24 protein-coding genes are annotated in these 20,569 nt (G+C 69.5%); 14 read left to right on the forward strand and 10 right to left on the reverse strand.

The window, feature by feature from the left end; all coding sequences use genetic code 11:
- The first annotated feature begins 92 nt into the window (after nucleotides 1–92).
- The 7 genes from AC0N04_RS11265 (at nucleotide 93) to AC0N04_RS11295 (ending at nucleotide 6,430) form a co-directional block, all read left to right on the forward strand.
- A complete protein-coding gene (locus AC0N04_RS11265) occupies nucleotides 93–1,154 on the forward strand; it encodes an AI-2E family transporter (protein ID WP_474281574.1) in 1,062 nt (353 codons plus the stop codon).
- Complete coding sequence (hda, locus tag AC0N04_RS11270; RefSeq protein ID WP_474281576.1) at nucleotides 1,151–1,825, forward strand: DnaA regulatory inactivator Hda; 675 nt, start codon at nucleotides 1,151–1,153, stop codon at nucleotides 1,823–1,825. Before AC0N04_RS11265 ends, hda begins: the two co-directional genes overlap by 4 nt.
- Nucleotides 1,822–2,496: a histidinol-phosphatase gene (locus tag AC0N04_RS11275; protein WP_474281578.1), complete on the forward strand. Its 675-nt coding sequence runs from the start codon at nucleotides 1,822–1,824 to the stop codon at nucleotides 2,494–2,496. Before hda ends, AC0N04_RS11275 begins: the two co-directional genes overlap by 4 nt.
- A complete protein-coding gene (pcnB, locus tag AC0N04_RS11280) occupies nucleotides 2,493–4,085 on the forward strand; it encodes a polynucleotide adenylyltransferase PcnB (RefSeq protein ID WP_474281580.1) in 1,593 nt (530 codons plus the stop codon). Before AC0N04_RS11275 ends, pcnB begins: the two co-directional genes overlap by 4 nt.
- Nucleotides 4,069–4,575, forward strand: coding sequence for a 2-amino-4-hydroxy-6-hydroxymethyldihydropteridine diphosphokinase (folK, locus tag AC0N04_RS11285; RefSeq protein WP_474281582.1), 507 nt, complete (start codon nucleotides 4,069–4,071; stop codon nucleotides 4,573–4,575). The genes pcnB and folK overlap by 17 nt, the downstream gene beginning before the upstream one ends.
- Before the next feature lie 169 nt (nucleotides 4,576–4,744).
- Nucleotides 4,745–5,392, forward strand: a complete 648-nt coding sequence (locus AC0N04_RS11290; protein WP_474281584.1) for a DUF47 domain-containing protein — start codon at nucleotides 4,745–4,747, stop codon at nucleotides 5,390–5,392.
- Nucleotides 5,393–5,416: 24 nt separating this feature from the next.
- The gene (locus AC0N04_RS11295) at nucleotides 5,417–6,430 is read left to right on the forward strand and encodes an inorganic phosphate transporter (RefSeq protein WP_474281586.1); all 1,014 of its coding nucleotides are present in this window, start codon (nucleotides 5,417–5,419) and stop codon (nucleotides 6,428–6,430) included.
- Between the two features lie 51 nt (nucleotides 6,431–6,481).
- Here the strand turns inward: AC0N04_RS11295 and AC0N04_RS11300 are convergent, their stop codons facing one another.
- Both AC0N04_RS11300 and AC0N04_RS11305 read right to left on the reverse strand, forming a co-directional pair.
- Entirely contained in the window at nucleotides 6,482–6,937 is a 456-nt protein-coding gene (locus AC0N04_RS11300) for a hypothetical protein (RefSeq protein WP_474281588.1), read from the reverse strand.
- Entirely contained in the window at nucleotides 6,937–7,479 is a 543-nt protein-coding gene (locus AC0N04_RS11305) for an N-acetyltransferase family protein (RefSeq protein ID WP_474281590.1), read from the reverse strand. Before AC0N04_RS11305 ends, AC0N04_RS11300 begins: the two co-directional genes overlap by 1 nt.
- Nucleotides 7,480–7,708: 229 nt before the next feature.
- Between AC0N04_RS11305 and rpsP the strand changes: the two genes are divergently transcribed.
- The 6 genes from rpsP (at nucleotide 7,709) to AC0N04_RS11335 (ending at nucleotide 11,783) form a co-directional block, all read left to right on the forward strand.
- Complete coding sequence (rpsP, locus tag AC0N04_RS11310) at nucleotides 7,709–7,963, forward strand: 30S ribosomal protein S16 (RefSeq protein ID WP_474281592.1); 255 nt, start codon at nucleotides 7,709–7,711, stop codon at nucleotides 7,961–7,963.
- A 44-nt stretch (nucleotides 7,964–8,007) separates the two neighbouring features.
- Nucleotides 8,008–8,601 (forward strand): ribosome maturation factor RimM, encoded by a 594-nt coding sequence (gene rimM, locus AC0N04_RS11315; RefSeq protein WP_474281594.1) that lies wholly within the window; start codon nucleotides 8,008–8,010, stop codon nucleotides 8,599–8,601.
- Nucleotides 8,602–8,655: 54 nt separating this feature from the next.
- Entirely contained in the window at nucleotides 8,656–9,423 is a 768-nt protein-coding gene (gene trmD / locus AC0N04_RS11320; RefSeq protein WP_474281596.1) for a tRNA (guanosine(37)-N1)-methyltransferase TrmD, read from the forward strand.
- A gap of 103 nt (nucleotides 9,424–9,526) precedes the next feature.
- On the forward strand, nucleotides 9,527–9,880 hold the full coding sequence (gene rplS / locus AC0N04_RS11325; protein WP_474281598.1) for a 50S ribosomal protein L19: 354 nt from the start codon (nucleotides 9,527–9,529) through the stop codon (nucleotides 9,878–9,880).
- 144 nt (nucleotides 9,881–10,024) lie between these two features.
- Entirely contained in the window at nucleotides 10,025–10,744 is a 720-nt protein-coding gene (locus tag AC0N04_RS11330) for a CoA pyrophosphatase (protein ID WP_474281600.1), read from the forward strand.
- A gap of 46 nt (nucleotides 10,745–10,790) precedes the next feature.
- Entirely contained in the window at nucleotides 10,791–11,783 is a 993-nt protein-coding gene (locus tag AC0N04_RS11335; protein ID WP_474281602.1) for a CobD/CbiB family protein, read from the forward strand.
- 12 nt (nucleotides 11,784–11,795) lie between these two features.
- Here AC0N04_RS11335 and rsgA read toward each other — a convergent pair whose 3' ends face one another.
- On the reverse strand, nucleotides 11,796–12,722 hold the full coding sequence (gene rsgA / locus AC0N04_RS11340) for a ribosome small subunit-dependent GTPase A (protein WP_474281604.1): 927 nt from the start codon (nucleotides 12,720–12,722) through the stop codon (nucleotides 11,796–11,798).
- A complete protein-coding gene (locus AC0N04_RS11345) occupies nucleotides 12,719–13,984 on the reverse strand; it encodes a M48 family metallopeptidase (RefSeq protein ID WP_474281606.1) in 1,266 nt (421 codons plus the stop codon). The genes rsgA and AC0N04_RS11345 overlap by 4 nt, the downstream gene beginning before the upstream one ends.
- Nucleotides 13,985–14,033: 49 nt before the next feature.
- On the opposite strand from AC0N04_RS11345, the gene orn reads away from it, so the two are divergent.
- Complete coding sequence (gene orn / locus AC0N04_RS11350) at nucleotides 14,034–14,600, forward strand: oligoribonuclease (RefSeq protein WP_474281608.1); 567 nt, start codon at nucleotides 14,034–14,036, stop codon at nucleotides 14,598–14,600.
- Nucleotides 14,601–14,628: 28 nt separating this feature from the next.
- Here orn and ftsH read toward each other — a convergent pair whose 3' ends face one another.
- From ftsH to AC0N04_RS11380, 6 genes are all read right to left on the reverse strand, one after another.
- Nucleotides 14,629–16,458 (reverse strand): ATP-dependent zinc metalloprotease FtsH, encoded by a 1,830-nt coding sequence (ftsH, locus tag AC0N04_RS11355; protein WP_474281610.1) that lies wholly within the window; start codon nucleotides 16,456–16,458, stop codon nucleotides 14,629–14,631.
- Between the two features lie 187 nt (nucleotides 16,459–16,645).
- Nucleotides 16,646–17,443, reverse strand: coding sequence for a peptidylprolyl isomerase (locus tag AC0N04_RS11360; protein ID WP_474281612.1), 798 nt, complete (start codon nucleotides 17,441–17,443; stop codon nucleotides 16,646–16,648).
- 184 nt (nucleotides 17,444–17,627) lie between these two features.
- The gene (locus tag AC0N04_RS11365; protein WP_474281614.1) at nucleotides 17,628–17,918 is read right to left on the reverse strand and encodes a BolA family protein; all 291 of its coding nucleotides are present in this window, start codon (nucleotides 17,916–17,918) and stop codon (nucleotides 17,628–17,630) included.
- Between the two features lie 10 nt (nucleotides 17,919–17,928).
- Nucleotides 17,929–18,597 (reverse strand): septation protein A, encoded by a 669-nt coding sequence (locus AC0N04_RS11370; RefSeq protein ID WP_474281616.1) that lies wholly within the window; start codon nucleotides 18,595–18,597, stop codon nucleotides 17,929–17,931.
- A complete protein-coding gene (msrB, locus tag AC0N04_RS11375; protein WP_474281618.1) occupies nucleotides 18,594–19,037 on the reverse strand; it encodes a peptide-methionine (R)-S-oxide reductase MsrB in 444 nt (147 codons plus the stop codon). The genes AC0N04_RS11370 and msrB overlap by 4 nt, the downstream gene beginning before the upstream one ends.
- Nucleotides 19,034–20,539, reverse strand: a complete 1,506-nt coding sequence (locus AC0N04_RS11380; protein ID WP_474281620.1) for a protein adenylyltransferase SelO — start codon at nucleotides 20,537–20,539, stop codon at nucleotides 19,034–19,036. Before AC0N04_RS11380 ends, msrB begins: the two co-directional genes overlap by 4 nt.
- Between the last annotated feature and the right edge of the window lie 30 nt (nucleotides 20,540–20,569).

A 20,569-nucleotide genomic window follows, 5' to 3' on the forward strand; every position in this document is an offset into this window, starting at 1 on the left:
CTACAATGGCGGGTTGACGATGCGGCGGCGGTGCCCCTGACCGTGCCGCCCGCGGCGCGTGCCGCGACGCGTCGCCCCACTTCTCGGCCATCATGACCCTGACTCCCGCCCAGCGCCAATTCCTGAGCTGGCTGCTGATCGCCGCAGCCACGCTGGCGCTGCTGTGGGCGTTGGCGCCGGTGCTGGCACCGTTCCTGGTGGCGGCGGTGATGGCCTATGCCTTGCAGCCGGCGGTGGAGGCCCAGGTGCGGCGCCGCGTGCCGCGGGCGGTGGCGGTGGCGCTGGTGGTGCTGCTGGCGGCGCTCGCCGCGATGGCCCTGCTGCTGTTGCTGGTGCCGGTGCTGGCGAGCGAACTGCCGGCGCTGCGCGATCAGATCCCGTTGGCGGCGGACCGCCTCAACCGCAGCCTCGCGCCGTGGCTGGCGCAGTACGGCGTGCCGGTGCAGTTCGACGTCGCCGGCATCAAGGCGCTGGCGCTGAAATTCATGGGCGGCAACCTCGAGGACTGGCTGATCAGGCTGATGAGCTCGGCCCGCGTCGGCGGCAGCATCGTGCTGGGCGTGCTGGGCAATGCGGTGCTGGTGCCGGTGGTGTTGTTCTACCTGCTGCTGGACTGGCCGTCGCTGATCGCCCGCCTGCAGCGCCTGGTGCCACCGCGGCTGCACGCGTCGGTCGACGGCTTCCTGACCGAGTGCGACGCGCTGCTGGGGCAGTATCTGCGTGGGCAGTTGCTGGTGATGCTGACGCTGTCGGCCTGGTATGCCGGCGCGCTGGCGCTGGCCGGTCTGCACCTGGCGCTGCCGGTGGGGGTGTTCACCGGCATGGCGGTGTTCATCCCCTACCTGGGTTTCGGCCTGGGCCTGTCGTTGGCGGCGTTGACCGCGGCGCTGCAGTTCAGCAGCTGGACCGGGCTGGCCGGGGTGCTGGTGGTCTACGGCCTGGGGCAGTTGCTCGAAGGCTTCGTGCTGACGCCGCGTCTGGTCGGCGAGCGCATCGGTCTGAATCCGCTGGCGGTGATCTTCGCGTTGCTGGCCTTCGGCCACCTGCTGGGCTTCGTCGGCGTTCTGGCCGCGCTGCCGCTGTCGGCCGTGGCGATGGTGGCCGGACGCCGGGTGTTGGCGGTCTACCTGCAAAGCGAGCTCTACCGCGGATGAAGCAGATCCCGCTGGCGATCGGCCCGGACGCCGAACCCGATTTCGATACCTTCGTGGCGGGGAGCAACGCGCTCACGCTGGCGGCGCTGCGCGCGCTCAGCCCGCCGTCGGCGCCCGTCTACCTGCATGGCCCGGCCGGCTCGGGCAAGAGCCACCTGCTGGCGGCGCTGGCGCGCCAGGTGAGCCGGCAGGGCGGACGGGTGGCCTGGTTCGATGCCGATGCACCACTGCCCTGGGTCGCCGACGAGGGGTTCGCGCTGATCGTGATCGACGGCGCGGAGCGCCTCGACGCCGCCCACCAGCACGCGGCCTTCACGCTCTTCGTCGACGCCGCCACGTATGGCGTGCAGATGGCGTCGGCGGGGCGGCTGCCGCCGATCGACCTGCCGGTGCGCGAGGATCTGCGCACGCGCTTCGGCTGGGGGCCGGTGTTTGCGCTGCAGCCGCTGGACGAGGCGGGCACCCGGGCCGCGCTGCGCCACGAGGCCGAACACCGCGGCATCGTGCTTTCCGATGACGTGATGAGCTACCTGCTGACCCGGTTTGCGCGCGACCTGGCGTCGCTGATGGCCTTGCTGAACCGCCTCGACCGATTTTCGTTGGCCGAGCGCCGCGCGGTGACCGTGCCGCTGCTGAAGAAGATGCTGAGCGAGGAGGGCGCCGAGGCATGAGACTGACGCTGTTCGACCTGGATGGCACGCTGCTGCCCACCGATTCCGACCACGCCTTCGGCGAGTTCATGGTGACCATCGGCTGGGCCGATGGCGAGGCCTGGCGGGCCCGCAACCAGCAGTTCTACGAGCAGTACCAGGCCGGCACCCTGGTGCTCGCCGAGTACGTCGACTTCGCCACGTCGGTCTGGCGGACGCGGCCGGCGGCCGACGCGGCTGCGGCGCGCGAGCGCTTCATGCGCGAGGTGATCGGCCCGCAACTCAGGCCGGCGGCGCGTGCGCTGGTGCGACACCACCAGGCGGCTGGCGACCTGGTGGCGCTGGTCACCGCGACCAACGAGTTCATCACCCGCCCGATCGCGGCCGAGCTGGGGATCGAACACCTGCTTGCGGTCGAGCTGGAGCGCGACGCCCACGGCGCCGTCACCGGACGGGTGCAGGGCGTGCCCACGTTTCGCGAAGGCAAGGTGACCCGCGTCGACGCCTGGCTGGCCGGGCAGGGCCGCCGCCTCTGCGATTTCGAGGAGGTGCTGTTCTACAGCGACTCCACCAACGACCTGCCGCTGATGGAGCGTGTCTCCACCCCGGTCGCCACCAACCCCACGCCTGCGCTGGCGGCGATCGCCGCCGAGCGGGGCTGGCGCATCCTCAACCTGTTCGAGGACTCATGATTCGCAAATTCATCGACAAGCTGCTGGGCAAGCCCGCAGCGCCCGCCGCGACGGTGCCGGCCGGGATTCCCAAGGGCCGGCGCGTCGAGGTGCCCGCGTCCGAGCACGGCATCGATCCGTCGCTGGTCGACGAGCGCGCGGTGCGCGTGGTCACCACCTTGCAGGATGCCGGCTTCGAGGCCTACATCGTCGGCGGCGCGGTGCGCGACCTGCTGGTCGGCCGGCGCCCCAAGGATTTCGATGTCGCCACCAGCGCGACGCCGGAGCAGGTCAAGGGCTTGTTCCGGCGCGCCTTCATCATCGGCCGGCGCTTTCGCATCGTGCACGTGATCCATGGCCGCGGCCGGGACCACGAGGTGATCGAGGTGTCGACCTTCCGCGCCTACCTGGACAATGCCGCGGCCGAGCCGGCCGAGGGCGTGCCGGCCAGGCAGTCGCGCGACGACATGGCCGGCAAGAGCCACGTGGTGGACGCCAGCGGCCGGGTCCTGCGCGACAACGTCTGGGGTCCGCAGGTCGAGGACGCCGCGCGGCGCGACTTCACGATCAACGCGATGTACTACGACCCGCGCTCGCAGGTCGTCGTCGACTACCACCACGGCCTGCGCGACATGAAGGCGCAGACGCTGCGCATGATCGGCGACCCCGAGACGCGCTATCGGGAAGACCCGGTGCGCATCCTGCGCGTGGTGCGCTTTGCCGCGAAGCTGGGCTTCAAGATCGAGCCCAAGACCCACAAGCCGATCAAGGCGATGGCCAAGCTGCTCGCCAACGTGCCGGCATCGCGCATGTTCGACGAGATGATCAAGCTGCTGCAGACCGGCCACGCGCTGGCCAGCCTGGAGCAGATCCGGGCCCAGGGTCTGGACCGCGGCGTGTTCCCGATCCTGGACACGGTCCTCGCGCCCGCCGCCGTGGGCAGCGCGCGCGAGAAGTTCGTCCATCTGGCCTTGGCCGATACCGACCGGCGCGTCGGCGAGGGCAAGGCCGTGGCCCCCAGCTTCATGCTCGCCTGCCTGTTGTGGCACGACGTGCAGGCCGGTTGGCAGCAGCGGCGCGAGCAGGGCGAGCCGACCATGCCGGCGCTGCAGCAGGCCATCGACGCGGTGTTCGACGCACGCATCGGCGACATCTCAGGCCGCGGCAAGCTGGCCGCCGACATGCGCGAAGTGTGGATGATGCAGCCGCGTTTCGAGCGCCGCACGGCCAGCCAGGCCTATGCGCTGATCGAGCAGGTGCGCTTCCGCGCCGGTTTCGATTTCCTCCGCCTGCGTGCCGACGTCGGCGAGGTCGAGGCGGAACTGGGCGAGTGGTGGGAAGACTTTTCCCTGGGCGACGATGCCGAGCGCGAGGCGCTGATCGAGGCGGTGCGCGAAAGCCAGGGCAGGGGGCGGCGACCTGCGCCGGTGTCGGCCGCGGTCCGCCGGGTCGAGGCCGCCCCGGCGCAGGCCCCTGTCGACGAAGGCGACGCAGGCGCCGGCGATGCGCCCAAGAAGCGCCGTCGGCGTCGCCGCAAGCCGGCCGGACGAGGCGCCGCAGGCGATGCCGGCGCAAGCACCGGCGCTGGTTCGGATGACGCGGGCCACTGAATCGGCAGCGGGCGTGACCCGGGCCTATGTCGGCCTGGGTGCCAACCTCGGCGATGCCCGGGGGACCGTGCTGGAGGCCTGGCAGGCCCTGGCCGCGTTGCCGCACTGCCGGCCGCTGGCCTGTTCGTCCTTGTACCGCAGTGCGCCGATCGATTCGGGCGGACCGGATTACGTCAATGCCGTGGCGTCGATCGCGACCTCGCTGACCGCGCTGCAATTGCTCGATGCGCTGCTGGGCATCGAGGCGCGCTTCGGCCGCGAGCGGCCCTACCGGAACGCGCCGCGCACGCTGGACCTGGACCTGCTGGTCTTCGGCGAGCAGGTGATCGCCGAGCCGCGCCTGCAGGTGCCGCATCCCCGCATGGGCGAGCGCGCCTTCGTGCTGAGGCCGCTGGCCGAACTGGCGCCCGCGCTGATGGTGCCGGGCCGCGCGTCGGTCGCCGAGCTGCTGGCGGCGGTGGCGGGTCAGGATGTCGAGCGCCTGGGCTGAGCGGCGCCGGCGGAGCGGGGGGAGGCGAGGCCTGCCTACAATGCCGCGGTGACATCGATGTGACGTTTGCGTGACGACGCTCGTCGTGCTGCGCATGCGCCCCGACGCTCGACCGGCCGCACCGAGGCCGCCGACCCACCCCAGCCGCCCGCCCCGCGAGGAGATCCGGATGTTTTTCGGCAAGCTGTTGCCCAAGGATGGCAACTTCTTCGAGTTGTTCAACCAACACGGCAAGCACATCGCCGAGGGCGCGCGCGCCTTCAACGCGATGATCAGGCACTACGGTACCCACGACCTGCGCGAGAAGTACGCGGCCGAGGTCGACCAGGCCGAGCACGCGGCCGACAAGATCACGGCCGAGGTCAACCGGCTGCTGCATCGCACCTTCATCACGCCGATCGACCGCGAACAGATCCACGGCCTGATCCACGCGATGGACGACATCCTGGACCTGCTGCAGGATTCGAGCGAGGTGATGGCCTTGTACGACCTGCAGCACATCACCGAGGACGTGGGCCGCCTGGGCGACATCTCGATGAAGTGTTGCGAACGGGTCCAACACGCGGTGACGCTGCTGCCGCGCCTGAACCAGGCCGACGTGGCCGAGGCGGCGCTGAAGACCTGCGACGAGATCGACCGGCTGGAATCGGACGCCGACCGCGTGATGCGCAGCGCGATGTCGCGCCTTTTCCGCGAGGAGCAGGACACACGCGAGCTGATCAAGCTGAAGGCGATCTACGAGCACCTCGAATCGATCTCCGACCGCTGCGAGGACGTGGCGAACCTGATCGAGGGCATCGTCCTCGAGAACTCCTGATCTGACCGAAGGCGCAGGCTTCGCATGGGTGCAGTTTCCATCGCGTTATGGGTCGTGGTCGTGCTGGTGCTGCTGGCGCTGGTGTTCGACTTCATGAACGGATTCCACGATGCGGCGAATTCGATCGCGACCGTGGTATCCACCGGCGTGCTGAAGCCGCAGCAGGCGGTGTTGTTCGCCTCGGTCTTCAACGTGATCGCGATCTTCGTGTTCCAGCTCACGGTGGCCAAGACGATAGGCAAGGGCATCGTCGACGCCGGGGTGGTCGATCAAGAGGTGGTGTTCGGCGCGCTGGTCGGCGCCATCGTCTGGAATGTCTTCACCTGGTGGTACGGCATCCCGTCATCCAGTTCGCACGCGCTGATCGGTGGCCTGATGGGGGCGGTGACCGCCAAGGCCGGCGTCTCGAAGCTGATCGGCGCCGGCATCATGAAGACGGTGCTGTTCATCTTCCTGTCGCCGCTGCTGGGATACCTGCTGGGCTCGCTGATGATGGTGGCGGTGGCCTGGATCTTCCGGCGCACGCCGCCGCTGCGGGTCGACCGCTGGTTCCGGCGCCTGCAACTGGTTTCGGCCGGCCTGTATTCGCTGGGCCACGGCGGCAACGATGCGCAGAAGACCATCGGCATCATCTGGATGCTGCTGGTGTCGGCGGGCCTGGTGTCCGATGCCGCCACGACGCCGCCGACCTGGGTGATCGTCTGCTGCTACACCTCGATGGGTCTGGGCACGCTGTTCGGCGGCTGGCGCATCGTCAAGACCATGGGCCAGCGCCTGACCAAGCTCAAGCCGGTGGGGGGCTTCTGCGCGGAGGCGGGCGGGGCGATGACGCTGTTCCTGGCCACTGCGCTGGGGGTGCCGGTGTCCACCACGCACACCATCACCGGCGCCATCGTCGGCGTGGGATCGGTGCGCAACGCCGGGGCGGTCCGGTGGGGGCTGGCGAGCAACATCGTCTGGGCCTGGATCTTCACGATCCCGGCCTCGGCGGTCGTCGCCTGGGCCTGCTACTGGATCAGCGCAGTGGTGTTGCGCTGACGCCCGCCGGCCCGGGTCGCACCGCCTGAGGGGCGTCGCGAGACGCGGCGGTCAATGGTTGGCCGCGGCGGCAGCGGCATCGGCCTTGAGCTGTTGCCACTCGAAATAGCGTTGGCCGGCGAACGCGATGCTGCCCATCAGCACGGCGCCGCCGACGAACAGCGCCAGGATGACCCCCAGGACCGGCGCCCAGCGGGTTTCGCGCAGCGGTTCGTCGACGCCGCTGCGGGCGGCCCATTTCTCGTCCGGCGTCAGGCCGATGACCATCGCGTTGATCATCGCCGCGCTGATCGACAGGCCCAGGATGGGGATCAGCACCCAGGCCACGACGTCGTCCTGGCCGAGGTTGAGCATGCGCACCACGCCCACCAGCCCGATCAGCGTGGGCAGCGGGAACAGCCACCCCACGGGGTCCTTCAGGCCATGCAGATAGAAGCGGTGCAGGCCGAGCGGGCCACCGATCACGGCCAGCCAGGTGGCCAGCGTCTTGGAGCGCGGCGCTGCCATCAGGAGGCGTCCACCGGGGCGGTCGCGTCCCCTAGGCCCAGCGGGCGTTGCATCAGCACCACGTCCAGCCAGCGATCGAACTTCCAGCCGGCGCTTTTCATCACCCCGCTGGCCTCGAAGCCGAGGCGGCGATGCAGGCCGACCGAGCCCAGGTTGGCGCTGTCGCCGATCAGCGCCAGCATCTGCCGGGCACCGGCGGCTTCGCAACGGGCCATCAATTCGGCCAGCAGCAAGCTGCCCAGCCCCTGGCCGCGGGCCTCGGGGTGCAGGTAGACCGAATCCTCCACGCAGAAGCGGTAGGCCAGGCGTGGACGAAAGTGGTTGGCGTAGGCATAACCCAGCACCCGCCCCGCCCGTTCGGCCACCAGCCACGGCAGTCCCTTGCCCAGCACGTCGGCGCGGCGGCGGGCCATTTCGGCGACATCCGGCGGGTCCAGTTCGAAGGTGCCGGTGCCGTGCAGCACGGCTTCGCCGTAGATGGCGGCGATGTCGGGCAGGTCGGCATCGGTACTGGAGCGGATCAGCAAGGTGGCAGCGGTCATCGTGAGCGGTAGTGGTGACGCAACGGTCGTTAGCCGCCTATAATCTCATGTTTTCGGCCACGGTCGCCCGGTCTCACGCGGGGCGGCGTATCTACGGGGCCGGAGTTGAACGGGCCTGCGAGGGCCCCGGCGCCGACGGTGGGGTGACTCCGCCACAGGCAAAGGACTGGCCAGCCATGCGGTGTCTCCCTGGTGCGGCGGTCAACCATTGATTCTCAAGGAACGACAAATGGTCGTGATTCGTCTGTCCCGTGGTGGCTCCAAGAAGCGCCCTTTCTACAACATCGTCGTCGCCGACTCGCGCGAGCGCCGTGATGGCCGCTTCATCGAGCGCCTCGGTTTCTACAACCCGGTGGCCTCGGCGGGCGACGAGGGACTGCGCATCGCGCAGGACCGCATGACCTACTGGACCGGTGTCGGCGCGCAGGCGTCCGAGACGGTCAAGCGCCTGGTCGAACAAGCCAAGGCCAAGGCAGCGGCCTGAGTGTGGGCGACGGCCGCGCCCGGGTGCAGTCTGTGAAGACGGCGTTGCACGCCAGCACTGGGGAGCCGGCCTGGCCCGACGATGCGGTCGAGGTCGGCCGCATCGTCGATGCCTGGGGCATTCAAGGCGGGTTCAAGGTCCAGCCTTTCTCGGCCGACCCCCAGGCCTTGTTTTCCACCCGACGCTGGTTCCTCAAGCCTGCCCAGGCGCAGGCCGGACAGGCGCCGCGCCCTGCGGTGGTGCCGCCCGAGGTGCTGCGGATTTCCTCCAGCCGCGAGCAGGGGGATCTGATCGTCGCAACGGCGCAGGAAGTGCCCGACCGCAATGCCGCCGAGGCGCTTCGCGGCGCGCGGGTGTTCGTCTCGCGCCAGAGTTTTCCCACCGCCGAAGCCGACGAGTTCTACTGGGTCGACCTGATCGGCCTCGACGTGGTCAACCGCGACGGCGCCTTGCTGGGCACGGTGACCGATCTGCTCGACACCGGCCCGCACAGCGTGCTGCGGGTTCGGCGGCCCGACGCGCTGCCCGATGCCAAGCCGGACGAGGCCGAACGCCTGATTCCGTTCGTGGCGGCTTTCGTCGACGCCGTCGATCTGGCCCGGCGCCGCGTCACGGTCGACTGGGGCCTGGACTACTGACGGCCGGTGGGCGCGCGCGGCGTTCCGGCACCCTGGCCACCGACGACTTCTGCGATGCGCTTCGACGTCATCACGCTTTTCCCGGATGTGTTCGCGCCGTTTCTGGTGCAGGGCGTGACGCGGCGCGCCTACGCTTCCGGCCAGGTCGACGTCACGCTGTGGCCGCTGCGCGACTTTGCCGATGATCCCTACCGACGGGTCGACGACCGTCCCTACGGCGGCGGTCCGGGCATGGTGATGCTGGCCGAGCCGCTGGAGCGGGCGCTGGCCCAGGCCCGTCGTGCACGGGCCGACGCGGGGGCCGCCGATGCGCCGGTGGTGCACTTCAGTCCCACCGGCCGGCGGATCGACCAGGCCCTGCTGCGCGAATGGGCGCGCGGCCCGGGGGCGATCCTGCTGTGCGGCCGCTACGAGGGTATCGATCAACGCTTTCTGGATCGGCACGTGGATCTGGAGTTGAGCCTGGGCGATTTCGTGCTTTCGGGCGGCGAACTGCCGGCTCTGGCGCTGCTCGACGGCGTGGCGCGCCTGCAGGACGGTGTGCTGGCCGATGCGCGCTCGCATGAGCAGGACAGTTTCGAGAACGGCCTGCTGGATTGCCCGCACTACAGCCGGCCCGAGCGCTGGCAACCGGGCGATGGCGACGCGCGTGACGTGCCGCCGGTGCTGCTCAGCGGCCACCATGGCGAGATCGAACGCTGGCGCAGGGAGCGCTCGCTGGAACTGACGGCCCGCCGCCGCCCCGACCTGATCGCGGCGGCCCGGGCGGCAGGGCGTCTGTCCAAGGCCGACGAGCGGTACCTGGCTCAGCTTGCGATATAATCAAAGGCTTTTCGATCCTCTGCCGAGCTCAGGGGTGCGCTGAACCCGGCGCGCCCTGCCAGAAATCTCAACCCAGCGTCGGCACGATCTCTTGGAGAAAACCGTGGACCTGATCCAGACCCTAGAGCAAGAAGAAATTGCTCGCCTGAACAAAACCATCCCTGCGTTCGCCCCCGGCGACACGGTGATCGTCAGCGTGAACGTCGTCGAAGGCACCCGCAAGCGGGTCCAGGCCTACGAAGGCGTGGTGATCGCCAAGCGCAACCGCGGCCTGAACAGCAGCTTCATCGTGCGCAAGATCTCCAGTGGCGAAGGTGTCGAGCGCACCTTCCAGCTCTACAGCCCGCTGATCGCGTCGATCGAGGTCAAGCGCCGCGGCGATGTGCGTCGTGCCAAGCTGTACTACCTGCGCCAGCGCTCGGGCAAGTCGGCGCGCATCAAGGAAAAGCTCTCCTGAGGCCGTCGGACGCGCCGTCCGGCGTCCGGGATCCCGCGGGGTCCTTTCGAGCCGGAGCGTCGCCCGCCGTCACGCAAAGCCGCCTTCAGGGCGGCTTTGTCGTTGCTGCGGCGTCTGCGCCGGAACTCGTCTACGCTGTCTGCCATGCCCAATGAATCCCTGCCGCTGCGGCGCTCGCCGATCCGGGACCCGCAGGCCGTTCCCGTGGTGGGTACCGATGCCGGTTTGCCCGCGGTACCCGTCGAGCGCCTGACGCCCGACTGGGTGCGCGACCGCGTTGCGGCTGCGGCGCGATTCGTCCCGCCGATTCCCGGCGATGGCGCGCAGGCTCACTTTTTTCCGGAGCGGCCACCCGCAGCGGCGGCGGTGCTGGTCCCGCTGGTGTCGCGTCCGCAGGGCCTGCAGGTGCTGCTGACCCGGCGCACCGAGCATCTGCGCGACCATGCCGGGCAGATCAGCTTTCCGGGCGGCCGCAGCGAGCCCGAGGACGCCGATGCCGTGGCCACCGCGTTGCGCGAGGCCGAAGAGGAGGTCGGGCTCGCGCGCGACCAGGTCGAGGTGATCGGCTGCCTGCCGCTCTACACCACGATCACCCGCTTCGAGGTCACCCCGGTCGTCGCGCTGGTGGCCCCCGGCCATGTGCTGAAGCTCGATGCCTTCGAGGTGGCCGAGGCCTTCGAGGTGCCGCTGGCGTTCCTGATGAACCCGGCCCACCACCGGCGCCATGCGTTCGAGCAGGGGGGCACGGCGCGCCAATTCCTGTCGATGCCCTGGGTCGCGCCGGAGACTCCCGCGCGGGAGTATTTCATCTGGGGCGCGACGGCGGCGATGTTGCGCAATTTCTACCACCTGCTGCAAGACTGAAGGTCGCGGCCGCGACAGGGGCCGGGCGTCGGTATCATGCTCGGCAATGAGCTTCTTCGCTGTCCTCTTCGCGCTGCTGCTGGAACAGGTCAAGCCGCTGCCGCGCGACAACTGGGTTCATGATTCACTCGCCGACTGGGTCGGCTGGACCGGGCGCAACTTCGATGCGGGCCAGCCCCGGCACGCCCGCATCGTCTGGGTCGTGACCGTGATCGTGCCGGCGCTGCTGGCTGGCGCGATCCACTTCGTGTTGGCGCACTGGGTCAGCTTGCTGCTGGCCTTGGCGTTCGACGTGGGCGTGATCTACCTGACGCTGGGTTTTCGCCAGTTCAGCCACTATTTCACCGACATCCGCGACGCGCTGGAGCGCGGCGACGAGGAGCAGGCGCGCCAGTTGCTCGCGCAATGGCGCCACCTGGACGCCAGCGAGTTGCCGCGCACCGAACTGCTGCGCCATGTGATCGAGCATTCGTTGCTGGCCGCACACCGCCACGTGTTCGGTGTCTTCTTCTGCTACGTCGTGCTGGCCGCGCTGGGCCTGGGGCCGGCCGGCGCGGTGCTGTACCGGATGGCCGAATTCGCCAGCCGCTACTGGTCGTTCCGCAGCCGCTCGCTGGGCGTGCCGGTGAACGACGGCCTGCGCGACCTGTCGCAGCGCGCGTTCAATGCGATCGACCACGTGCCGGCCCGTCTCACGGCCTTCGGCTTTGCGGTGGTGGGCAACTTCGAGGAAGCCGTTGCCGGCTGGCGCCGCGACGCGACGCTGTGGAAGCATGCGAACGAGGGCATCATCCTCGCCGCTGCGGCCGGCGCCGTGGGCGTGCAACTGGGCGGCAGCGCGCCTCCGGGGGTCACCCCGGACCGGTCCAAGACCTTCGCCGATGGCGCCGATGCCGGCGACGCCGATGCGGCCGGGTCCACGCCGGGCCTGCCGCCGGAACTGGGCCACCTGGGCAGCGTGGTCGGCCTGGTGTGGCGCTCGGTGGTGCTGTGGATGCTGCTGCTGGCGCTGCTGAAGCTGGCGAACCTGCTCGGCTGAGCCGGCCTGTGTTCAGCCTTTGCGCTGGCCGGCCTCGAGTTCGGCCCACAAGCCTTCGTAGAGCCGGTAGCGGCTGGGGCTGATCTCGCCCCGCTCGACGGCTGCGCGTACGCCGCAGCCGGGCTCGTGGCGATGGCTGCAGTTGTAGAAGCGGCAATGCCCCAGCTGGGCGTTCAGGTCCGGCATCAGTTCGGCCAGTCGTTGGGGTGCGAGGTGCATCAGGCCGAATTCCTGGAACCCCGGTGAGTCGAGCAGTGCGGCACGCCGGCCGTCGGCGGCGGCCGGCACCGTGTCCAGCCAGTACCAACTGGTGGTGGTGGTGGTGTGGCGGCCCGCCTGAAGCGCCTGGGAAATCTCGCCGACCTGGGCGGCGGCTTGTGGCACCATCAGGTTGATCAGCGTGCTCTTGCCCATGCCGCTGGCGCCCAGCACCAGGGTGACGCGGCCGCTCAGCAGCGGCGCAAGCAGGCTGCGGGCGGCCTCGGGCGCGGTCTTCAGCGCCGTCTCGATCACCGGCAGGCCCATCGCGCGGTACGGGGCCAAACGCTCGCGGGCCTGGGCCGCGCCGGGCAGATCGGTCTTGTTCAACAGCAGCGTCGCCGCAATGCCGGCGTCGGCTGCGGCGATCAGCGCCCGGGTCAGCTGCGACTCGCTGAACATCGGCTCGCCGGCCAGCACGACCAGCAGCAGGTCGATGTTGGCGGCGAAGGACTTGCTGCGCCATTCGTCCTGGCGCATCAGCAGGTTGCGCCGCGGCTCCAGCGCCTCGATCACGGCTTCGTCGCCCGAGGCCTGCCAGCGCACTTGGTCGCCCACCACGCAGTGGCTCTTCTTGCCGCGCGGGTGCGCGATCAGGCGCCGGCCCTCGGGCGTTTCGATCACCGCGTGCCGGCCATGCACGCCCACCACCAGGGCCAGATCGAGCGCGGCGTGCTTCATCCGCGCTGCATCGCCGCCAGCCGTTCGGCGGCGGGCGGGTGCGAGTAATAGAAGCGCACGTAGAGCGGGTCGGGCGTGAGCGTCGAGGCGTTGTCCTCGTACAGCTTGAGCAGCGCGGCCGAGAGGTCGCTGCCGCTGGCCTGCGCGCAGGCGTAGGCATCAGCCTCGAACTCCGCCTTGCGCGAACTTCGGGCCACCAGCGGGGCGATGAAGAACAGCACCGGCGGCACGGCCAGCATGAACAGCAGCAGCGCCAGCGCATGGTTGGGCGCGTCAAGGTTGGGGCGCACCCCCAGGCCCAGGTAGAAGCCGCTTTGGCCCGCCAGCCAGCCCAGGCTGGCCAGGCCGGCAAAGCTGAGCGCGAAGATCACCAGCATGCGCTGGCGCACATGCTTGTGGTGGAAGTGGCCCAGTTCGTGGGCCAGCACCGCTTCCACTTCGGCTGGCTGCAGGCGCTGCAGCAGCGTGTCGAAGAAGACCACCCGCTTGGCCTTGCCCAGGCCGGCGAAATAGGCGTTGCCGTGGGCCGAGCGGCGGCTGCCGTCCATCACGAAAAATCCCTTGGCCTGGAAGCCGCAGCGCTGCATCAGGCCTTGAACGCGCTGGGCCAGGCCGGCGTCGGTCAGCGGCGTGAAGGAGTTGAACAGCGGCGCGATCACGGTCGGATAGATCACCTGCATCAGCAGCATGAAAGCGGTCCACAGCGCCCAGGCCCACAGCCACCACCACGCGCCCGTCGCCGACATCACCCACAGCACGGCGGCCAGCAGCGGGGTGCCGATCAGCAGCCCCACCAGCGCGCCCTTGAACAGGTCTGCGACGAACAGCCCGACCGTCATGCGGTTGAAGCCGAAGCGGGCTTCGATGCGGAACGCGCGGTACCACTCGAACGGCAGATCGACCGCCCCGCTGATCAACGAAAACGCGCCGAACAGGGCCAGCTGGTAGGCCATCGCACCCCAGCGCGGCTCGACCGCCTGGCGCACCAGCGCGTTCAGCGCGTCCAGGCCGCCCAGCAGCGTCCAGGCCAGCAGCGTCGCCGCGCCGAAGGCTTCGCTGAACAGGCCGAAACGGGCCTTGACCACGGTGTAGTCGGCCGCGCGCTGATGGCCTTCCAGTGCGATCTGGGCATCGAACGGCGCGGGCACCTGGCCGCGGTGGCGGGCCACGTGGCGGATCTGGCGCCCGGCGAGCCAGAACTTGACGGCCAGCGAGGCGAGCAGCACGGCACAAAAGGCCAGCGAAACGAAGCGGGGTTGCATGGGACGCGAGTGTATGTTGTCGGACAATCCGGGCCTTGAATCGCCAAGGATGACCATGACCGAGCCGACGCTGAGCAAGAACGAACACAACCTGATCTGGATCGATCTCGAAATGACCGGGCTGAGCCCCGAGACGGACCGCATCATCGAAGTGGCCGTCGTCGTGACCGATCCCCAATTGACGCTGCGCGTCGAAGGGCCGGTCTTCGCGATCCACCAGAGCGACGCGGTGCTCGACGGCATGGACGCCTGGAACAAAGGCACCCACGGCAAGAGCGGGCTGATCGATCGGGTCCGGGCCTCGACCATCCACGAGGCCGAGGCCGAGGCCCGGCTGATCGAGTTCCTGGCGGCCTTTGTGCCGGCCGGCAAGAGCCCGATGTGCGGCAACTCGATCTGTCAGGACCGGCGCTTTCTGGCCAAGGACATGAAGGGCCTGGAGGCCTTCTTCCACTACCGCAACCTGGACGTCAGCACGCTCAAGGAACTGGCGCGGCGCTGGAAGCCGGCGGCGATGGAGAGCTTCAAGAAGGCCCAGGCGCATACCGCGCTGGCCGATATCCACGAATCGATCGACGAACTGGCGCACTACCGTACGCACCTGCTCGACGTCTGACGCCTGGCGGTGTGGCCGGCCGGCGGCGTCAGCCAGGCAGAGGGCCGCGCAGCTCGGCGGTCAGGGCGGCCAGCTGGGCCTCGTCCAGCGTCTCGTGTTCCAGCAGGGCGGCGGCGCAGCGGTCCAGCAGCTGCCGGTGCGCGACCAGCACCGCCAGGGCCTGATCCAGCCCTTGCTTGACGATCAGCCCGATCGCCTCGTCGATGCGCTGCAGCGTCGCCTCGGACAGTGCGGGACGGGCGGCCGGAAAGCCGCCCGTCGGCTCCAGGGTGAGCGCCGGGCGCGCGTCCCAGGCCACCGCACCGAGCTGCGCGTCCATGCCGTACCGGGTCACCATCTCGCGGGCGATGTCGCTGGCCTTGGCCAGGTCGTCGGCGGCCCCGGTCGACACGTCGCCGATCACCAACTGCTCCGCCGCCCGGCCGCCCAGCAGCACCCTGATTTTTTGCGTCAACTCGCCGCGTGTCATCAGGTAGCGGTCTTCGGTGGGGCGTTGCAGCGTGTAGCCCAGGGCACCGATGCCGCGCGGAATGATGGACACCTTGTGCACCGGATCGCAGCCGGGTTGCGTCAGCGCCACCAGCGCATGGCCCATCTCGTGGAAGGCCACGGTACGGCGTTCGACCGGGTTGAGCAGACGGTTCTTCTTTTCCAGGCCGGCGACGATGCGCTCGATCGCCGCGGTGAAGTCGTCCAGCGTCACCCGGTCGGCGCCGCGGCGGGTGGCCACCAGGGCGGCCTCGTTGACCAGGTTGGCCAGGTCGGCGCCGCTGAAGCCCGGCGTCAGCGCCGCCACTTCATCCAGCGCCAGCGCCGGGTCCAGCGTGATCTTGCGCACATGGACCTTCAGGATGTCGATGCGTCCCTTCTTGTCGGGTCGGTCCACCAGCACCTGGCGGTCGAAGCGGCCCGCGCGCAGCAGCGCCGGGTCGAGGATCTCGGGCCGGTTGGTGGCCGCCAGGATGATCAGCCCGGCGGTCGCGTCGAAGCCGTCCATCTCGACCAGCAGCTGGTTCAGCGTCTGCTCTTTCTCGTCATGACCGCCCAGGCCCGGAAAGGCGCCGCGCGCCCGGCCCAGCGCATCCAGTTCGTCGATGAAGATGATGGCCGGTGCCTGCTTGCGGGCCTGCACGAACAGGTCGCGCACCCGGGCTGCGCCGACGCCGACGAACATCTCGACGAACTCGCTGCCCGAGATCGAGAAGAACGGCACCTTCGCCTCGCCGGCCACCGCGCGCGCCAGCAGCGTCTTGCCGGTACCGGGCGGGCCGACCAGCAGCACGCCCTTGGGGATGCGTGCCCCCAGCCGCCCCAACTCCTTCGGGCGCTTGAGGAAGTCGACCACCTCGGAGAGTTCCTGCTTGGCCTCGTCGACCCCGGCCACGTCGGCGAAGGCCACGCCGGTGTCGGTCTCGACGTAGACCTTGGCTTGGCTCTTGCCGATCGCCATGAAGCCGCCGAGGCCCCCCTGCTTGTCGGCGAAGCGGCGGAAGACGAAGAACCACAGGCCGAAGAAGACGGCCGCGGGGAGCACCCAGGACATCAGGTCGCGCAGCCAGGTGCTGTCCACCTCGCGCCGATAGGGCACATGGAAGCGGTCCAGCCGGGCGGCCAGCTCGGGTTCGACGCGGGTGCTGACCAGCGTGGTCTTCTTGCCGTCGGGGTTCTTCAGGCGACCGGTCAGGAGCTGGTCGGAGATCACCACGTCGCTGATCCGGCCGTCGGCCAGCGCCTGCTCGAAGGCGCTGTAGGGGACGGGCTCGACCTGGCGGATGCCCTGCCAGAGGTCCTGCAGCAGCGTCAACGCCATCAGCGCCATGCCCCAGTAGAGCAGGTTCCAGGTGTGCTTCTTTTCCATGAGGTCCGGGTCCCGCGGTCGCGGCCGTCGGCCGTGCGGCCAGTGTGGCATTCGGGGCGGCGCGATCCTTGACCAAAGGCAAGGGTGTACGGCGGTGTGGCGGCGCCGCATGGACATGAAAAAGGGCGCCGATGGCGCCCTGGGTTCGATCCACGAGGGAGCGGCGGCCTGCAGCCGCCGGTCCGACTCAGGGTTGGGTGAACTTGTAATCGGTCTTCGCGGCCTTGCGCATTTCTTCCTGGAAGGCCTGCAGCTTCTGCTGGCTCAGGCGCTGCATCAGCTGCGGCTTGACCTCGTCGAAGCTCGGGAACTTGGCTTCGCGGGTGTCTTCCAGCTTGATGATGTGGTAGCCGAACTGGGTCTTGACCGGCGTGTCGGTCATCTCGCCCTTCTTCAGCTTGGTCAGGGCCTGGCTGAATTCCGGCACATAGGTTTCGGGCTTGGCAAAGTCCAGGTCGCCACCGTTCGGTGCCGAACCCGGGTCCTTCGAGTACTTCTTGGCCTCGTCCTCGAAGTTCGCACCGCCCTTGATCTCGGCGATGATCTTCTTGGCCTGGTCCTCGGTCTCGACCAGGATGTGGCGGGCGTGGTACTCCATGCCCGACTGCTGGGCCTTGACCTTGTCGTACTCGGCGCGGGCGTCGGCCTCGCTGGGCGGATTCTTCTTCTCGAAGTCGTTGAACAGGGTGCGGATCAGCACGGTCTGGCGCAGCAGTTCCAGCTGGGCCTTGTATTCCGCGGTGGCGGGAATGCCGCGCTTCTCGGCTTCCTGGGCAAAGATCTCGCGCAGCACCACCTCATCGCGGGCACGGCCTTCCATTTCGGGAGTCACCGGCTGGCCGGCGCGGGTGGCCTGCTCCAGCAAGGTGGTCAGGCGCGCCTTCGGCACGGGCTTGCCGTTGACGATCGCGATGTTCTGCGCTTGCGCAGCCAGCGGCAGCACGACGGCGGCCGCGGCCAGCACCAGGAGGGACTTGAGTTTCATGCAAGAGGCCTTTCCGAGGCTCGGGGGAGGAGGGGTTGTCGGGGAAACGCTGCGGGGACGACCGGTCGCGACCTCGTCTCGGCCAGGCAACGCCGGCCGGGGCGAACGATCGCGCGTCAACAGGGTATGCGGAAATGGATCTTGGCCATACGGCCCATGTCGCTGCGGGGGCGCACGGTCGGTCTCAGGGGTGCTCGCCCGGCGCGCGGGCATCGATCGCCAACGCGTGAATGCCACCGGGCATCAGCGAGCGAAGGGCATCATACACAAGCCGATGGCGGGCCACCCGGGTCAGCCCGGAAAAGCGGGCGCTGACGATGCGCACGCTCAAGTGGCTTCCTTCGCGGGCACCGGCGTGGCCGGCATGCGCGGCGCTGTCGTCGCGCACCAGCAGGTCCAGCGGCGCCAGTTGCGCGCGCAGGGCCGCTTCCACTGCCGCAGCGCCGACGTGACCCGAGCCTGGCAAGCCGTCCATCGCGTCCGCCTCAGGAGTGCCGGCCGGCGCCGTCGACCGGTTCCGCCGTCTTGGCGGGCACCCCGTCGTCCGGCAGGTAGCGGTTGATGTAGAGGCCCTGGCCCACCGTGAACAGCAGCATCAAGGCGGTGGTGCCGAAGACCTTGAAGTTGACCCAGGTGGCGGTGTCGAAGTGAAAGGCGACCCAGAGGTTGAGCACGCCCATCACGCCGAAGAAGACGACCCAGGCCAGGTTCAGCTGGCGCCAGATCGGCTCGGGCAGTTTGAGCTGTTCGCCCAGCACGCCCTTGAGCAGGTTCTTGCCCCACAGCGCCTGGCTCAGCCAGAAGGCCAGCGCCAGCGCCCAGTACAGGCCGCTGGGCTTCCACTTGATGAAGGTCTCGTTGTGGAACCAGACCGTCAAGCCGCCCAGGCTCACCACCAGCACCAGACTGACCCACAGCATCAGGTCGACCTTGCGGCCGCGCAGCTTCAGATACAGCACCTGGGCCAAGGTCGCGACGATGACGACCACGGTGGACAGCAGCACCGGCGCCTGCGCCGCGTCGACCACGCCGCCCGAGACCAGGCCGCCGAAATGCGAGGTGGCGAACTGCGCCGCCCAGTCCTTGTGCCCCTCCGCGTATTTGAAGGTGGCGAAGAACAGCAGGATGGGCAGGAGGTCGAGCAGCAGCTTCATGGGGTGTCGGTGTCCGGCGCGAAGTGTATCGCCGCGGAGTTGATGCAGAAGCGCTCGCCGGTGGGTTCGGGGCCGTCGTCGAACACGTGGCCCAGGTGGGAGCCGCATTTCGCGCAGCGCACCTCGACGCGCAGCATGCCGTGCGAGCGGTCCTCGATGCGCTCGATGCGGCCGTCGTCCACGGCGGCCCAGTAGCTGGGCCACCCGCAGCCGGCGTCGAACTTGGTGTCGGCGCTGAACAGCACCTCGCCGCAGCCCACGCAGCGGTAGTGGCCGTTCGCGTCCCAGTGATTCCAGTAGGCGCCGGTGAAGGCGCGTTCGGTGGCAGCCTGGCGCGCCACCGCGTACTGCGCGGGGCTGAGCCGGGCGCGCCATTCGGCCTCGCTGCGCCGTACCGCGTAGCGCGGGTCGTCGTGGGAAGGCGGTGTGTCGTGCTTCATGAGGAACAGCTCACTTCCAGATGTCGGGCCCAATCGGGCGGAAAGGCGGCGTCGCCGTCGTGCTCGGGCTGTTCGTCGAACGGCCGGCTCAGCACCTTCAGCAGTCGCTGCAGCTCGGAGAAATCGCCGGCCTCGGCACGCTGGATCGCGATCTCGGCCAGGTGGTTGCGCAGGATGAACTTGGGGTTGGTGCGGCGCATCCGTTCGCAGCGTGCGGCGTCGTCGCTGGCCTCGGCGCGCAGCCGCTCGGCGTAGCGTGCGGCCCAGGCATCGAAGGCGTCGCGATCCAGGAACAGGTCGCGCAACTCGGGGTTGCCGGCCCCCTCGGCGCTGCGGAAACCGCACAGCCGGCGCATCGCGATCGTGTGGTCCACCCGGTCGGCGGCCAGGCGGCGCATCAGGTCGTCGATCAGCGCGGCGTCGCCCGGCAGCACCTCGAGCAGCCCGAAGCGCGCGCGCATCCTGCGCGTCAACTCGTTGCTGAAGCGTTCGCCGAACGGGGCCAGCGCGGCCTGCAGCCCTTCCACGGCGGCGCCGTCGCCGTCGCCGGTGCCGACCAGCGGCACCAAGGCCCGGGCCAGCGCGTTGAGGTTCCACCAGGCGACCTGGGCCTGGCGCGCGAAGGCATAGCGGCCCTGGGTGTCGGTGTGGTTGCAGACATGGCCGGGATCGAAGGCGTCGAGAAAGCCGAACGGGCCGTAATCGATCGTCAGGCCGAGGATGGACATGTTGTCGGTGTTCATCACGCCGTGGCAGAAGCCCAGCGCCTGCCAGTGCGCCAGCAGCGTCGCGGTGCGGCCGACGACCACCCGCAGCAGCGCCAGCGCCGGCTCGGCGGCGTCGCGGCATTCGGGGTAGAAGTGCTCGATGACGAAATCCGCGAGGCGGCGCAAATCCTCCGGCTGGCCGTGGTGGCAGAAATGCTCGAAATGGCCGAAGCGGATGAAGCTGGGCGCCGTGCGCGCCAGCACGGCGGCGGTTTCGGCCCGCTCGCGGCGCACCGGCAGCGGCGAGCCGGTCAGGCACAGGGCCCGCGTGGTCGGCACGCCCAGGTGGTGCATGGCCTCCGAGCACAGGAACTCGCGGACCGACGAGCGCAGCACCGCCCGGCCATCGCCCATGCGCGAGTACGGCGTCAGCCCGGCGCCCTTGAGCTGCACTTCGATCAGGCCTGACGGCGACGCGACCTCGCCCAGCAGCAACGCGCGGCCGTCGCCCAGTTGTCCGGCCCAGTGGCCGAACTGGTGCCCGCTGTAGACGCTGGCCAGCGGCCGCATGCCGGGCCACAGCGCGTTGCCGCTGAACACGGCCAGGGCGTCTTCGGACTGCCACCAATCGGCGGGCCAGCCCAGCGCCCGGGCGCAGTCGTCGCTGGTGGCGACCCAGTGCGGTTCAGGCAGCCCGGCGGCGCGCAGTTCGGTATGGAACGCCGGGCCCAGCGCGGCGAATCGCTGCTGCCACTGCGGGGCGAACGGGGCTGGGTCGGACTCCTGGAGACGCATGGCGCGAGTGTAGGCAGGCGGGGTGTCGCC

Source organism: Ideonella sp. sgz306126 (assembly GCF_056032705.1).

What these genes read in the sequence shown, in the direction of transcription:
- hda (WP_474281576.1), top strand. Translation starts at nt 1,151, where the DNA reads ATGAAGCAGATCCCGCTGGCGATCGGCCCGGACGCCGAACCCGATTTC.
- folK (WP_474281582.1), top strand. Translation starts at nt 4,069, where the DNA reads ATGACGCGGGCCACTGAATCGGCAGCGGGCGTGACCCGGGCCTATGTC.
- AC0N04_RS11290 (WP_474281584.1), top strand. Translation starts at nt 4,745, where the DNA reads ATGTTTTTCGGCAAGCTGTTGCCCAAGGATGGCAACTTCTTCGAGTTG.
- ftsH (WP_474281610.1), bottom strand. Translation starts at nt 16,458, where the DNA reads ATGGAAAAGAAGCACACCTGGAACCTGCTCTACTGGGGCATGGCGCTG.
- AC0N04_RS11330 (WP_474281600.1), top strand. Translation starts at nt 10,025, where the DNA reads ATGCCCAATGAATCCCTGCCGCTGCGGCGCTCGCCGATCCGGGACCCG.
- AC0N04_RS11370 (WP_474281616.1), bottom strand. Translation starts at nt 18,597, where the DNA reads ATGAAGCTGCTGCTCGACCTCCTGCCCATCCTGCTGTTCTTCGCCACC.
- pcnB (WP_474281580.1), top strand. Translation starts at nt 2,493, where the DNA reads ATGATTCGCAAATTCATCGACAAGCTGCTGGGCAAGCCCGCAGCGCCC.
- AC0N04_RS11345 (WP_474281606.1), bottom strand. Translation starts at nt 13,984, where the DNA reads ATGCAACCCCGCTTCGTTTCGCTGGCCTTTTGTGCCGTGCTGCTCGCC.
- AC0N04_RS11335 (WP_474281602.1), top strand. Translation starts at nt 10,791, where the DNA reads ATGAGCTTCTTCGCTGTCCTCTTCGCGCTGCTGCTGGAACAGGTCAAG.
- AC0N04_RS11305 (WP_474281590.1), bottom strand. Translation starts at nt 7,479, where the DNA reads ATGACCGCTGCCACCTTGCTGATCCGCTCCAGTACCGATGCCGACCTG.
- AC0N04_RS11265 (WP_474281574.1), top strand. Translation starts at nt 93, where the DNA reads ATGACCCTGACTCCCGCCCAGCGCCAATTCCTGAGCTGGCTGCTGATC.
- rpsP (WP_474281592.1), top strand. Translation starts at nt 7,709, where the DNA reads ATGGTCGTGATTCGTCTGTCCCGTGGTGGCTCCAAGAAGCGCCCTTTC.
- trmD (WP_474281596.1), top strand. Translation starts at nt 8,656, where the DNA reads ATGCGCTTCGACGTCATCACGCTTTTCCCGGATGTGTTCGCGCCGTTT.
- AC0N04_RS11300 (WP_474281588.1), bottom strand. Translation starts at nt 6,937, where the DNA reads ATGGCAGCGCCGCGCTCCAAGACGCTGGCCACCTGGCTGGCCGTGATC.
- msrB (WP_474281618.1), bottom strand. Translation starts at nt 19,037, where the DNA reads ATGAAGCACGACACACCGCCTTCCCACGACGACCCGCGCTACGCGGTA.
- AC0N04_RS11360 (WP_474281612.1), bottom strand. Translation starts at nt 17,443, where the DNA reads ATGAAACTCAAGTCCCTCCTGGTGCTGGCCGCGGCCGCCGTCGTGCTG.
- AC0N04_RS11365 (WP_474281614.1), bottom strand. Translation starts at nt 17,918, where the DNA reads ATGGACGGCTTGCCAGGCTCGGGTCACGTCGGCGCTGCGGCAGTGGAA.
- AC0N04_RS11295 (WP_474281586.1), top strand. Translation starts at nt 5,417, where the DNA reads ATGGGTGCAGTTTCCATCGCGTTATGGGTCGTGGTCGTGCTGGTGCTG.
- AC0N04_RS11275 (WP_474281578.1), top strand. Translation starts at nt 1,822, where the DNA reads ATGAGACTGACGCTGTTCGACCTGGATGGCACGCTGCTGCCCACCGAT.
- orn (WP_474281608.1), top strand. Translation starts at nt 14,034, where the DNA reads ATGACCATGACCGAGCCGACGCTGAGCAAGAACGAACACAACCTGATC.
- rsgA (WP_474281604.1), bottom strand. Translation starts at nt 12,722, where the DNA reads ATGAAGCACGCCGCGCTCGATCTGGCCCTGGTGGTGGGCGTGCATGGC.
- AC0N04_RS11380 (WP_474281620.1), bottom strand. Translation starts at nt 20,539, where the DNA reads ATGCGTCTCCAGGAGTCCGACCCAGCCCCGTTCGCCCCGCAGTGGCAG.